11 protein-coding genes are annotated in these 12,328 nt (G+C 69.4%); 5 read left to right on the top strand and 6 right to left on the bottom strand.

Going from position 1 to position 12,328, the window contains the following annotated elements:
- Positions 1-127: 127 nt before the first annotated feature.
- The 4 genes from hpt to dacB all read right to left on the bottom strand — a co-directional run bounded on the left by hpt (position 128) and on the right by dacB (position 4,813).
- Complete coding sequence (gene hpt, locus Q4V64_RS29655; protein ID WP_124440212.1) at positions 128-688, bottom strand: hypoxanthine phosphoribosyltransferase; 561 nt, start codon at positions 686-688, stop codon at positions 128-130.
- Positions 689-771: 83 nt separating this feature from the next.
- Positions 772-1,812 carry a tRNA lysidine(34) synthetase TilS gene (gene tilS, locus Q4V64_RS29650; protein WP_124440213.1) on the bottom strand — a complete coding sequence of 347 codons (1,041 nt, stop codon included), beginning with the start codon at positions 1,810-1,812 and terminating at the stop codon, positions 772-774.
- A 193-nt stretch (positions 1,813-2,005) separates the two neighbouring features.
- Positions 2,006-3,139 carry a zinc-dependent metalloprotease gene (locus Q4V64_RS29645; RefSeq protein ID WP_124440214.1) on the bottom strand — a complete coding sequence of 378 codons (1,134 nt, stop codon included), beginning with the start codon at positions 3,137-3,139 and terminating at the stop codon, positions 2,006-2,008.
- Positions 3,140-3,226: 87 nt separating this feature from the next.
- Positions 3,227-4,813: a D-alanyl-D-alanine carboxypeptidase/D-alanyl-D-alanine-endopeptidase gene (gene dacB / locus Q4V64_RS29640; RefSeq protein ID WP_124440215.1), complete on the bottom strand. Its 1,587-nt coding sequence runs from the start codon at positions 4,811-4,813 to the stop codon at positions 3,227-3,229.
- A 124-nt stretch (positions 4,814-4,937) separates the two neighbouring features.
- Here dacB and Q4V64_RS29635 point away from each other — a divergent pair, with 124 nt between their 5' ends.
- From Q4V64_RS29635 to Q4V64_RS29625, 3 genes are all read left to right on the top strand, one after another.
- The gene (locus Q4V64_RS29635; RefSeq protein ID WP_095751114.1) at positions 4,938-5,429 is read left to right on the top strand and encodes an inorganic diphosphatase; all 492 of its coding nucleotides are present in this window, start codon (positions 4,938-4,940) and stop codon (positions 5,427-5,429) included.
- Positions 5,430-5,532: 103 nt separating this feature from the next.
- A complete protein-coding gene (locus tag Q4V64_RS29630; RefSeq protein ID WP_124440216.1) occupies positions 5,533-7,239 on the top strand; it encodes a threonine/serine exporter family protein in 1,707 nt (568 codons plus the stop codon).
- Positions 7,240-7,434: 195 nt separating this feature from the next.
- Positions 7,435-7,920: a hypothetical protein gene (locus tag Q4V64_RS29625; RefSeq protein ID WP_124440217.1), complete on the top strand. Its 486-nt coding sequence runs from the start codon at positions 7,435-7,437 to the stop codon at positions 7,918-7,920.
- A 75-nt stretch (positions 7,921-7,995) separates the two neighbouring features.
- Here Q4V64_RS29625 and Q4V64_RS29620 read toward each other — a convergent pair whose 3' ends face one another.
- Positions 7,996-8,895 carry a VTT domain-containing protein gene (locus Q4V64_RS29620; RefSeq protein WP_124440218.1) on the bottom strand — a complete coding sequence of 300 codons (900 nt, stop codon included), beginning with the start codon at positions 8,893-8,895 and terminating at the stop codon, positions 7,996-7,998.
- 188 nt (positions 8,896-9,083) lie between these two features.
- On the bottom strand, positions 9,084-9,845 hold the full coding sequence (locus Q4V64_RS29615; RefSeq protein WP_124440219.1) for a MerR family transcriptional regulator: 762 nt from the start codon (positions 9,843-9,845) through the stop codon (positions 9,084-9,086).
- A gap of 91 nt (positions 9,846-9,936) precedes the next feature.
- On the opposite strand from Q4V64_RS29615, the gene Q4V64_RS29610 reads away from it, so the two are divergent.
- Both Q4V64_RS29610 and Q4V64_RS29605 read left to right on the top strand, forming a co-directional pair.
- Entirely contained in the window at positions 9,937-11,364 is a 1,428-nt protein-coding gene (locus tag Q4V64_RS29610; protein ID WP_124440220.1) for a glutamate decarboxylase, read from the top strand.
- A gap of 282 nt (positions 11,365-11,646) precedes the next feature.
- Positions 11,647-12,324 carry an Abi family protein gene (locus Q4V64_RS29605; protein WP_124440221.1) on the top strand — a complete coding sequence of 226 codons (678 nt, stop codon included), beginning with the start codon at positions 11,647-11,649 and terminating at the stop codon, positions 12,322-12,324.
- The last annotated feature ends 4 nt before the right edge of the window (positions 12,325-12,328 follow it).

Below are 12,328 nucleotides of genomic sequence, written 5' to 3'. Positions count from 1 at the left end.
TCTTCTGACGGTACCCCAGCTTTGGCGCGCGAAGCCGCACGGGACGGCTGGCAAACCCGTCTGCATGCTCCAACGCCGCGGGACCTGCTGAGGTTCCCGATCTTCATACGGCGCCTGACCTCTCGGGTCAGCCGCCGTAGACGTGGGGCGCGAGCGTACCGACGAACGGGAGGTTACGGTACTTCTCGGAGTAGTCCAGGCCGTAGCCCACCACGAACTCGTTGGGGATGTCGAAGCCGACCCACTCGACGTCGATGGCGACCTTGGCGGCCTCGGGCTTGCGCAGCAGGGTGCATACCTTCAGGGAGGCGGGCTCGCGCGAGCCGAGGTTGGAGATCAGCCAGGACAGGGTCAGGCCGGAGTCGATGATGTCCTCGACGATCAGGACGTGCTTGCCCTTGATGTCGGTGTCGAGGTCCTTGAGGATCCGCACGACGCCGGAGGACTGGGTGCCCGCCCCGTAGGAGGACACGGCCATCCAGTCCATGGTGACGGGGGTGGACAGCGCCCGGGCCAGGTCCGCCATGACCATCACCGCGCCCTTGAGGACGCCGACGATCAGCAGGTCCTTGCCCGCGTACTCCGCGTCGATCTTCGCGGCCAGCTCCGCCAGCTTCGCGTCGATCTCTTCCTTGGTGATGAGCACCTGCTGGAGCTCGGCACCCATGTCTTTCGCGTCCACCCGCATCACTTTCGGTCGTCCCGCACTTACGGCCCTGCACTACGGCCCTCGGCAGGCCCGGCGCCACGGCCCTCGGCAGCCCGCCGGATTCAGCCTTGCCGAATCACCAGTCTGCCACCCTGCCGCTGGGCGACGACTTTGCCCGGCAGATTGATGGCCCCCTGACCGCGCCAGCCGGTGATCAGCCGGTCGACCTCCTCGATGTGGCGGGCGAAGAGGGCACCCGCGGGGGCGCCGGCCTCGATGGCGGCGCGGCGCAGGATGCGGCGGCGTACGGCGGGCGGCAGGGCGTAGAGCTTGGCGCACTCCAGAAGGCCGGCGGCGTCGCGTACGGAGGCCTCAGCCTCGCGGGCCCAGGCGTCGAGGGCGTCGGCGTCGTCGCGGGAGAGCTGGGCGGTCCGGGCCAGGGCTTCGACGACGCCCTTGCCGAGCGCCTTCTCCAGGGCGGGCAGGCCCTCGTGGCGCAGGCGGGACCTCGTGTACGCGGGGTCGGCGTTGTGGGGGTCGTCCCAGACGGGCAGGGACTGGACCATGCAGGCCTTGCGGGCGGTCTGCCGGTCGACTTCGAGGAAGGGGCGCCGGTAACGGCCGTCGGCCCCCGAGACCGCGGCCATGCCGGACAGGGAGCGGATGCCGGAGCCGCGGGCGAGGCCGAGCAGCACGGTTTCGGCCTGGTCGTCGCGGGTGTGGCCGAGCAGGACGGCGACAGCGCGGTGCCGGACGGCCGCGGCGTCGAGGGCCGCGTAGCGGGCGTCGCGGGCGGCGGCCTCGGGGCCGCCTTCGCGGCCGACGGTCACTGCGGTGGACTCGACCGGGTCGAGGCCGAGTTCGCGCAGGCGCAGGACGACTTCCTCGGCGCGCAGGTCGGAGCCGGGCTGCAGGCCGTGGTCGACGGTGACGCCGCCGGCCCGGAAGCCCAGCTTGGGGGCCTCGAAGGCGAGGGCGGAGGCCAGGGCCGTGGAGTCGGCGCCGCCGGAGCATGCCACGAGCACGAGCGGCGACGACAGGCGCTCGTGCGGGGTCTGCCCGGGGGACGGCGAGGCGGGCTGGGAGTTCTGCTCGGTGAGGATGTCGTGGAGGACGCGGCGGACCGCCAGGCGTATCGCCGCGACCGCAGGATGGGGACCCATGTCCGGTTCCCTTCATGAAGTTGTCGGGGGGTGAGCCCGAGCTCGGTCACTCAGAGTGTGTAGATGGTGACAGAACCGGGCCGTTCCCCGAGCATTGCACGCCTACCCATGCCTCACGGTCCCTCGGACGGGTGATTGAAGGGGCGTTCGCCTGCCGTCGGCGGGATTCGTTGCACAACCCCCGCACCCCCGTTCACGACTCGGCCTTGCGATGCACCCGCGCGATCCAGTCCGCCGGTTTGGCGATCTCCATCTTGGTGGGGAGGGTGTTGGGGGAGGTCCACACGCGGTTGAAGCCGTCCATGCCGACCTGGTCGACGACCGCCCGTACGAAGCGTTCGCCGTCGCGGTACTGCCTGAGCTTGGCGTCCAGACCCAGCAGCTTGCGCAGGGCCATGTCCAGCCGGGAGGCCCCCTTGGCGCGACGCTGCTGGAACTTCTCGCGAATCTCCGCGACGGTCGGTACGACGTCCGGACCCACGCCGTCCATCACGAAGTCGGCGTGGCCCTCCAGGAGGGACATCACGGCGGTGAGGCGGCCGAGGATCTCGCGCTGGGCGGGGCTCTGCACGATCTCCACCAGGGACCGTCCGCCGTCGTCTTCCTCGCCCTCGGGGCGGCCCCCGGCGAGGGACTGGGCGGCCTCCCGGACGCGTTCCAGGACGGTCATGGGGTCGACCTCGGTCTCTCCCAGGAACGACTGGATCTCACCCTCCAGGTGGTCCCGCAGCCAGGGCACCGCCGTGAACTGCGTGCGGTGCGTCTCCTCGTGCAGGCACACCCACAGGCGGAAGTCGTGGGGCTGCACATCGAGTTCCCGCTCGACGTGCACGATGTTGGGGGCGACGAGCAGGAGCCGGCCGCCGCCGTTCTCGCCGGCGGGGAGGTCGCGGGTGGCCGGGGCGAAGGTCTCGTACTGGCCGAGGACGCGGGAGGCCAGGAAGGACAGCAGCATGCCCAGTTCGACGCCGGTCACCTTGCCGCCGACGGCGCCGAGGACCGCGCCACCTGGGCTGTTGCCGCGCCGCTCCTGCATCTTGTCGAGCAGGGGCTTGAGGATCTCCCGGAACCCGGCGACGTTCGCGCGGACCCAGCCCGGGCGGTCGACCACGAGGACCGGGGTGTCACGGACGTTCTCCGTGGCCATACGAGTGAAGCCCCGGACGTGTCCCTCCGAGGCCTTGGCGTGCCGACGCAACTCCGCGACGACGGCCCGGGCCTCGTCGCGGCTCACGTCGGGGCCCGGCCGTACGAGCCGGGTCGCGGTCGCCACCGCGAGATTCCAGTCGACCATCCCGGAAGATGCAGCACCACCGATGCTCGTCATGCGTCAACCGTACGTGAGCGCTGCCGCTGGGGGCAGGTCGTGGGGATGGCGGGGGTGACGTCGGTTCGACGGCCCGGCGGGCGGTGCCTACCCGCAGCCGCACGCCGCCAAGGCCGTTGCCGTCTTGTCCAGCGCCGACTGCGCCGCCCACGGATCCGACGTGTCCGATGTCAGGAACGCGAAGGCCAACAGCCTGCCGTCCTGGTCGACCACCGTTCCCGCCAGGGTGTTCACGCCCGTCAGGGTTCCCGTCTTCGCTCGTACGATGCCCGCCGCCCCGTCCGTGTAGCGGCTGGTCAGAGTGCCGGTGAAGCCGGCCACCGGGAGGCCGGTGAGGACCGGGCGGAGTTCTGGGTGAGCAGGGTCGCCCGCCTTGGCCAGCAGTGCCGTGAGCAGGTCGGCGGTGAGCCGGTCGCCCCGGTCGAGGCCGCTGCCGTCCAGGAATTCGGCGCCCGACAGGGGCACTTCGAGCTTGTCCAGCTGGGCGGCGATCGCCCGGCCGGCGCCGTCGAAGTCGGCGCGTGCGCCGGTGGCGACGGCCGTCTGGCGGGCGAGGGCCTCGGCGATGTCGTTGTCGCTGTTGGTGAGCATGCGCTCGACGAGGGCGGACAGCGGGGGCGAGGAGACCGTCGCGAGGGACTGGGCGCGCCCGGTCGCCTTGGAGGGGCCGGGGGACGTCGTCCTGATGCCGTGGTCCTCGAGGAGGGCGGCGAACTTGCGGGCCGCGTCCGCCGCCGGGTCCGTCACCCGGGGTGCGGGGCCGCCGGCGGAGTCGTCCGTGCGGGCCTCGTCGACCATCAGGGCGGAGACGGGGGCGAGGTTGTCGTTGACTCCGATGGGGTGAAGTTCGGAACCGGCGTACAAGGTGGTGTCGTACGAGAGCGTCACCTCGCGCAGGTCGCGCTTCTTCAGGGCGGCGGCCGTCTCGTCGGCGAGGGTGCGCAGGCTCGCCCAGCCCTCGGCGTCCTCGTGGGCCGTGAGCGTGGGGTCGCCGCCGCCGACGAGGACGAGTTCCCCGGTGTCGGCTTCGAGGGCGGCGCGGGTGGTGAGGCGGTGGTCGGCGCCCATGGCGGTCAGTGCGGCCGCGGCGGTGGCGATCTTCGTGGTGGAGGCGGGCGTGAGCGCCTCGTCGGCCCCGACGCCGTACAGCCGCGTGCCCGTGGCGACGTCCACGACCGCCGCCGTACGGCGGGTGCCGAGCGCCGCGTCCTTCAGGAGCGGCTCGAGGACGCCGGCGAGGGCCCGTCCGGTCGGGGCCGACTTCAGACTGCCGCCGGCCCCGCCGCCGAGGCCCGCGAGGACGGAGGCGGCGCTGGGTGCGGGGCGGGGCGCGGCCGCCGTACCGGAGGACGTACCGGAAGAACCATCGTGATCTGCGCCACCCGTACGTTCCTGGGCAGCCGCCCGGTCCCGCTCGGCCGTACGCTGACCGGTGGAGTCCCAAGGGCCTGCGGCGGTCACCACTCCGGCGGCCAGCGCCAGGCCGGCGGTGGCGGCGCCCGCGGTGTACTGCCAGGTCTTCGCCCTCGTGATCCGCGCGACCTGCGGTTTCGTGGCGCGTGCGAGCCGCGCGACCCGTGGCCTCGCGGCCGTCGCGGCGCGTGCGAGACGTGGGCCCACGGCGTCCGCGGCCTGTGCCAGACGCGGTCGTACGGCGCTCGCGACCCGCGTCACATGCGGTCTCGCGGCTCGCCAAGGCCTCAGCTCTGGCACGACCACCAGCCCCTTTCGCGATCACACACCTGCGTGAGGGACACTTAACCACCAGAACTATGTGCTGATCATGGAGGAGCCACCGGTGGAGTTCGACGTCACGATCGAGATTCCGAAGGGTTCGCGGAACAAGTACGAGGTGGACCACGAGACCGGTCGGATCCGCCTGGACCGTCGCCTCTTCACCTCGACCAGTTACCCGGCCGACTACGGCTTCGTCGAGAACACCCTCGGCGAGGACGGCGACCCGCTGGACGCGCTGGTCATCCTGGACGAGCCGACCTTCCCCGGCTGCCTCATCCAGTGCCGCACGATCGGCATGTTCCGGATGACGGACGAGGCCGGTGGCGACGACAAGCTGCTGTGCGTGCCGGCGCACGACCCGCGCGTGGAGCACCTGCGTGACATCCACCACGTGTCGGAGTTCGACCGCCTGGAGATCCAGCACTTCTTCGAGGTCTACAAGGACCTGGAGCCCGGCAAGTCGGTCGAGGGCGCCAACTGGGTGGGCCGTACGGACGCCGAGGCCGAGATCGAGCGGTCCTACAAGCGCTTCAAGGAGCAGGGCGGTCACTGAGCCTGCTGTCGCGAAGGGGCCGCACGCACACGCGTGCGGCCCCTTCGCGCATCTGTGCGCATACTGATGCTTGCTGAACGTGTCGTACAGGGAGCGCTACGCAGTGACGGAGGCGGAGTACCGCAAGCCACGGTCGGACGAGGCGAGGAGTGCCTTCGCGGCCCCCAGTGTGGTCGTCGGGGACTTGGGCGAGTCCTCCACGACATCCGAGTTCGCGATTCCCGAGGGGCTCGCGGTGCCCATCGTCGGTTCGGAGTCGGAGACCACGTCCGAGTTCGCCCTCCCCAAGGGGCTCGACGTCCAGCAGACCCCCGTGGCGGAGCCCGAGGGGTCGGCGTTCAACTCGCCGAGGACCTACAGCGCCCGGCACGCGCCGCCCGCGTTCACGCCGCCGACCGGCATCCCCGTGGTCAGTCTGACCAAGGACCTGCCCTGGCAGGACCGGATGCGCACGATGCTGCGCATGCCGGTGGCCGAGCGGCCCGCGCCGGAGCTCGTGCACAAGGCGGAGGAGGACGAAGGTCCGGCCGTTCCGCGCGTGCTCGACCTGACGCTGCGTATCGGTGAACTGCTGCTGGCGGGCGGCGAGGGCGCCGAGGACGTGGAGGCGGCGATGTTCGCCGTCTGCCGCTCCTACGGGCTCGACCGCTGCGAACCGAACGTCACCTTCACCCTGCTGTCGATCTCCTACCAGCCGTCCCTGGTCGACGACCCGGTGACGGCGTCCCGGACAGTGCGCCGCCGGGGCACCGACTACACGCGTCTGGCGGCCGTCTACCAGCTGGTGGACGACCTCAGCGACCCGGAGAACCACCTCTCCCTGGAAGAGGCCTACGGGCGGCTCGCCGAGATCCGCCGCAACCGGCACCCCTACCCCGGCTGGGCGCTGACCGCCGCGAGCGGGCTGCTGGCGGGCGCGGCCTCCGTGCTCGTCGGCGGTGACCTGACCGTCTTCGTCGCGGCCGCGCTGGGCGCGATGCTCGGCGACCGGCTGGCCTGGCTGTGCGCGGGGCGCGGCCTGCCGGAGTTCTACCAGTTCACGGTTGCGGCGACGCCGCCGGCCGCGATCGCGATCGCGATGACGCTGGCGCACGTGGACGTCAAGGCGTCCGCGGTGATCACGGGTGGACTGTTCGCGCTGCTGCCCGGGCGGGCGTTGGTGGCGGGCGTGCAGGACGGTCTGACCGGCTACTACATCACCGCGTCCGCGCGACTGCTGGAAGTCATGTACTTCTTCGTGGGCATCGTCGTCGGGGTGCTGGTGATGCTCTACGTCGGTGTCCAGCTGGGCGCCCGCCTCACCCCCGACGCGGCTCTGGGCGGCGAACCACGGCCGCTGTTGCAGATCGGTGCGTCGATGCTGCTGTCCCTGGCCTTCGCGGTGCTGCTCCAGCAGGAACGATCCACCGTGCTGGCGGTGACGTTGAACGGCGGTGTCGCGTGGGCGGTGTACGGCGCGATGCACTACGCGGGCGAGCTCTCACCGGTTGCCTCCACGGCGGTTGCGGCGGGCCTGGTGGGGCTGTTCGGGCAGTTGCTGTCCCGGTACCGGTTCGCGTCGGCGCTGCCGTACACGACGGCGGCGATCGGGCCCCTGCTGCCCGGTTCCGCGTCGTACTTCGGGCTGTTGTCGATCGCGCAGAACGAGCTCGATGCGGGGCTGGTGTCGTTGTCGAAGGCCGCGGCGCTGGCGATGGCCATCGCGATCGGGGTGAACCTGGGAACGGAGATCTCGCGGCTGTTCCTGCGCATCCCGGGCGCTGCCACGGCGGCGAGCCGCCGCGCGGCCAAGCGGACGCGCGGCTTCTGACGGGGCGGGCCCCAAGATCATCACGTGATGGATGTCACACGCATCTTGCATGATCGGCTGACAGTAGCTTCGACAGCCTGCCACACGGATTCAATATACAGACATGACTCTTTTGAGCGACACGACAAAGCATCCCCATTTACACGCTGTTACTTCTTGAGTTTCCGGCTTCAGGGATGCGGACTTGTCTGGCCCATGGGGCATCTGCCTAGCCTTCTACCGACCGAAGAAGCCATTTCCAAATGGGGGACAGACTTGAAATCTTCCGTGTTGCGAGCCGCCAAAAACACGCTCGCCTTGGCTGCGGCAATGGCCGGCGTCCTCGTGTTGTTCGGCCCTGCCGCATCCGCCGAAGCGGCCCCACAGACCGCTCAGGCGTCGAAGTGCGGATCGCTCGATAATGGCGAGCTGTGCATCTACGGTCCGGACGGTCCGATCACCGGAAACTACACCACCGAGTACTGCAGGTCAGGAGGCTCGGGGACCATCAACGTACAGTTCGGCTACCAGATAAAGGGCGGAAGGCACATCTGGGACGGCTACGACAGTCAATTCATCGCGTCTGGAGATTGCGGCTCATACACCAGGCGTCTCAGCAACCTGGGTTCCGATGACAGCATCCGCGGCATCATGATGACCGACGGAAAAGTCTATGTGACCAGGTGGATGTTCGTGAGTTAGGCGCAGAGCGGACCATCACCTGCGGGATCGCTGATATCACATTCGGTCTCGCAGGTGATGCACCGAGCAGCCCGTTCAGTTCTGAGGATAGTTCTGGTCGTACGGGTACTGCTGCGGGTACTGCTGCCCCTGCCGCGGGTACTGCTGGGCGTACGGCTGATCCTGCTGGCCGTATGGCTGATCCTGCTGGCCGTATGGCTGGTCCTGCTGGCCGTACGGCTGATCCTGCTGGTAACCGTAGCCCTGGTCCGACTCGTAAGGCTGCTGTGCCGGCTCCACGCGGCGGAGCTGCGTCGTCGCGTCGTCCATCATCGGGGGCATCTGCGGCCGGCCGGCGGGGGCCTCCGCGGCCGCGCGCTTCTTCTTCGACCGCTCGCGCAGGTATTCGATGATGATCGGGACCACGGAGACGAAGACGATCAGGATGAGGATCGCCTCGACGTTCGTCTTGATGAACTCGATCTGGCCGAGCCAGTAGCCGGCGAGGGTGACGCCGGTGCCCCAGGCGATGCCGCCGATGACGTTGTACGTGAGGAACGTGCGGTACTTCATACGGCCGGCGCCCGCCACGATGGGGGCGAAGGTGCGCACGATCGGTACGAAGCGGGCGAGGACGATCGCCTTGGGGCCGTACTTCTCCATGAACTCGTGGGCCTTCTCCAGGTTCTCCTGCTTGAAGAGCTTGGAGTTGGGCCGGCTGAAGAGCCTGGGACCGAAGAACTTGCCGATCATGTAGCCCACTTGGTCGCCGATGACGGCGGCGATCACGATCAGCGTGCAGACCAGCCACAGGGGCTGGCTGATGTAGGTCCCCTCGGCCACGAAGAGCCCCGCGGTGAACAGCAGAGAGTCGCCCGGCAGGAAGGCGAAGAGCCCGGACTCGGCGAAGACGATCAGCAGGATGCCGGGCAGGCTGAAGGTCTCGATCAGGTAGTCGGGGCTGAGCCACTCGGGGCCGAGCGCGAGGGTCGTCACGGGAATGTGGCTCCTGCTGGTGTGGGGCGGGCTGGGACTGGCTGCCCAAAGTATCAACGCAGCCGTCGTGGCCCAGGTTCCAAGAGGCCCCCAGGATGCACTGTGGTCCGCCCGGCACAAAGCCGTGGAGCTCGGCGAGGTCCTCGGGTTGACGGTCCGGCCCGGGAGTGAGCCTCCCGGGCCGCGGGTCAGGAGGTGTACCGGGCCGCGTTCGCCTTGATCGCGTTCCTGAGGTGTTCGGCGAGACCCGGGCGCATGGAGTCGTAGAACGCCTTGAAGCGCTCGTCGGACACGTACATGTCGCCGAGGCACAGGTGCATCTCGTAGGGGCACTCGTAGTACCACGTGCCGATGTGCTGTCGATGCTCCTCGGCCATGTCCATGGCCCGCTCGCCGGCCGGCGGCTCGCCCTCGGCCATCAGGGCCTTGTAACGCTCGCTCCAGTCTTCCGCCTCGGCCATCAGGCGCTTCCAGTCCTCCTTGGTGTACTGGGCCGCGCGCCGCTGCGACTCGGCGTACGCCTCCGTGCCGCCCCAGCGCTCTTCCGCCTCCTCCGCGTACTGCTCCGGGTCCTTGTCGCCGAAGACCTCGAACCGCTCCTCCGGCGTGAGATTGATGCCCATCTTGCGTGCCTCCATGGCGTGCTCCACGGCCTCCGCCATCTTCTGCAGCTTCTCGATCCGGGCGGTCAGCAGTTCGTGCTGTCGCCGCAGGTGCGCGCGCGGGTCCGCGGCCGGATCGTCGAGCAGGGCGGCGACCTCGTCGAGCGGGAAGCCGAGCTCCCGGTAGAACAGGATCTGCTGCAGCCGGTCGAGGTCGGCGTCGCTGTAACGCCGGTGGCCCGCGTGGCTGCGCTCGCTCGGGACGAGCAGGCCGATGTCGTCGTAGTGGTGCAGCGTGCGCACCGTGACCCCGGCGAAGCCGGCGACCTGTCCCACGGAGTAGCTCACTTCTTCCGCTCCCTTCTCGGTACGCCCTTCACGATGAATCCTTACGTGGCGTGAGGTGCAAGTCCGACGGCCCGGACCTACCGTCGTACGCATGCCATTGCACCGAGGGGACAGCGGAGTACCGGACGACAAGGGCGACGGGCGCAGGCTCGCCGTCAACCCTTTCCACGGCGAGGCCAACCCGGTAGGCGGCATGGCCGAGGCCCCGCCCAAGCACCGGCTCCCGGACGCTCCCCTGCCGCCCACGACCGCCTACCAGCTCGTGCACGACGAACTGATGCTCGACGGCAACTCCCGGCTGAATCTCGCCACCTTCGTCACCACCTGGATGGAGCCGCAGGCCGGGGCCCTCATGGACGAGTGCCGGGACAAGAACATGATCGACAAGGACGAGTATCCGCGCACCGCCGAGCTGGAGCGGCGCTGTGTGGCCATGCTCGCCGATCTGTGGAACGCGCCCGACCCGTCGGCGGCCGTGGGCTGCTCGACGACCGGGTCGAGCGAGGCGTGCATGCTCGCGGGGATGGCCCTCAAGCGGCGGTGGGCGCGCCGGAACGCCGACCGGTACCCGGCCCGGGACGTCCGCCCGAACCTCGTCATGGGGATCAACGTCCAGGTCTGCTGGGAGAAGTTCTGCACCTTCTGGGAGGTGGAGGCCCGTCAGGTCCCCATGGAGGGCGACCGGTTCCATCTCGATCCGCGGGCCGCCGCCGAACTGTGCGACGAGAACACCATCGGGGTCGTGGGCATCCTCGGCTCCACCTTCGACGGCTCCTACGAGCCGATCGCCGACCTGTGCGCCGCCCTCGACGCCCTCCAGGAGCGCACCGGCCTCGACATCCCCGTCCACGTCGACGGGGCGTCCGGTGCCATGGTCGCGCCCTTCCTCGACGAGGACCTGGTGTGGGACTTTCGGCTGCCGAGGGTCGCCTCCATCAACACCTCCGGGCACAAGTACGGTCTCGTCTACCCGGGCGTCGGCTGGGCGCTGTGGCGGGACGCGGAGGCCCTGCCCGAGGAACTCGTCTTCCGCGTCAACTACCTGGGCGGCGACATGCCGACCTTCGCGCTCAACTTCTCCCGGCCGGGCGCGCAGATCGTGGCGCAGTACTACACCTTCCTGCGGCTGGGCCGGGATGGGTACCGGGCCGTGCAGCAGGCCGCGCGGGACGTGGCCACGAGCCTCGCCGAACGTGTCGAGGCGCTCGGCGACTTCCGGCTGCTGACCCGCGGCGACGAGCTGCCGGTGTTCGCCTTCACGACCGCGCCGGGCGTGCGGACGTACGACGTCTTCGACGTCTCCCGACGGCTGCGCGAGCGCGGCTGGCTGGTGCCGGCGTACACCTTCCCGCCCCACCGCGAGGACCTGTCCGTGCTGCGGGTGGTGTGCCGCAACGGCTTCTCGGCCGACCTCGCCGAACTGTTCGTGGAGGACCTGGGGCGGCTGCTGCCGGACCTGCGCCGGCAGTCTGGGCCGCTTACGCGGGACAAGGGAGCGGCGACGGGGTTCCATCACTGAGGACAACCCGGATCGCTCAGACGATGTCGCGTTGGGCTTCTGGCGAGCTGCTGAGAAGCCCGCTTCTCAGCAGTCGCTGGACATCTACTATTTAGGATCGTACCGTTACCTGTGTTGAAGGTGATGCAGTCAGGTCATCACGGCGACGGTTCTCTGGCATGCCCCTGCGCGCCGCCCGGGTCCGGACAAAGCTGTGCCCCGGGCTGTGTGCAAAAGCAGTGACAGGACTCCGGGGCGCACGCCTTCGAGATTAACACGGAACCTTTCATTCGGGGGGCGTCGATGGTGACGGACGAAGAGGCCAAGCGGATCGTGGACTCAATCTCCGCCGAGAGGTTCCAGCCCTATCTCGACGACTGTGGTGGCGACCCCCTCGTCGCGCTCCGGCTGTACTGCTGGGACGGTGAGGCCTCCCGCGCGTTCCTCGGCGCGCTGCGCGACTTCGAGGTGGCTATGCGCAACTCGTTCCACGCCAGGTTGTCCGGACGTTACGGGCACGCCGACTGGTGGGACTCCCCGCGCGTGCGGCTGACCAGCAAGGGCACCCAACAGGTGGACAGTGCCAAGCAGGCTCTGCGACAGGAGCTCGGCCAGAATTTCACCCCCGGGGACATGGTCGCCAAGCTCACCCTCGGGTTCTGGGTCGGCCTCACGGGACGCGGCCAGAACTACGAGATGCAGTTTTGGAACCCGGCACTGCGCCACGCCTTCCGTGGTTACCGGGGCAGGCGCGGTGCCCTCCAGCAGGAGCTGGACCACATCCGCCGTTTCCGCAACCGCATCGGCCACCACGAGCGCATCTGCCACCGCCACCTGGAGAAGGACTACGAGACGCTGCTCCGGCTCATGAAGTACGTGTCGCCCGAAAAGGCCGCGCTGCACCGGCAGTTCAGCCAGATTCCCGAAGTGCTCGCTCGCAGGCCGCTCGTACTCGCCGGTGCTGAGCCGGTGCGGCTGTGAGGCC

It is taken from the genome of Streptomyces sp. NL15-2K (assembly GCF_030551255.1).
GTDB lineage: Bacteria > Actinomycetota > Actinomycetes > Streptomycetales > Streptomycetaceae > Streptomyces.
The sequence above is the reverse complement of the archived record's forward strand: the minus strand, read 5'-3'. Positions and strand labels throughout refer to the sequence as shown.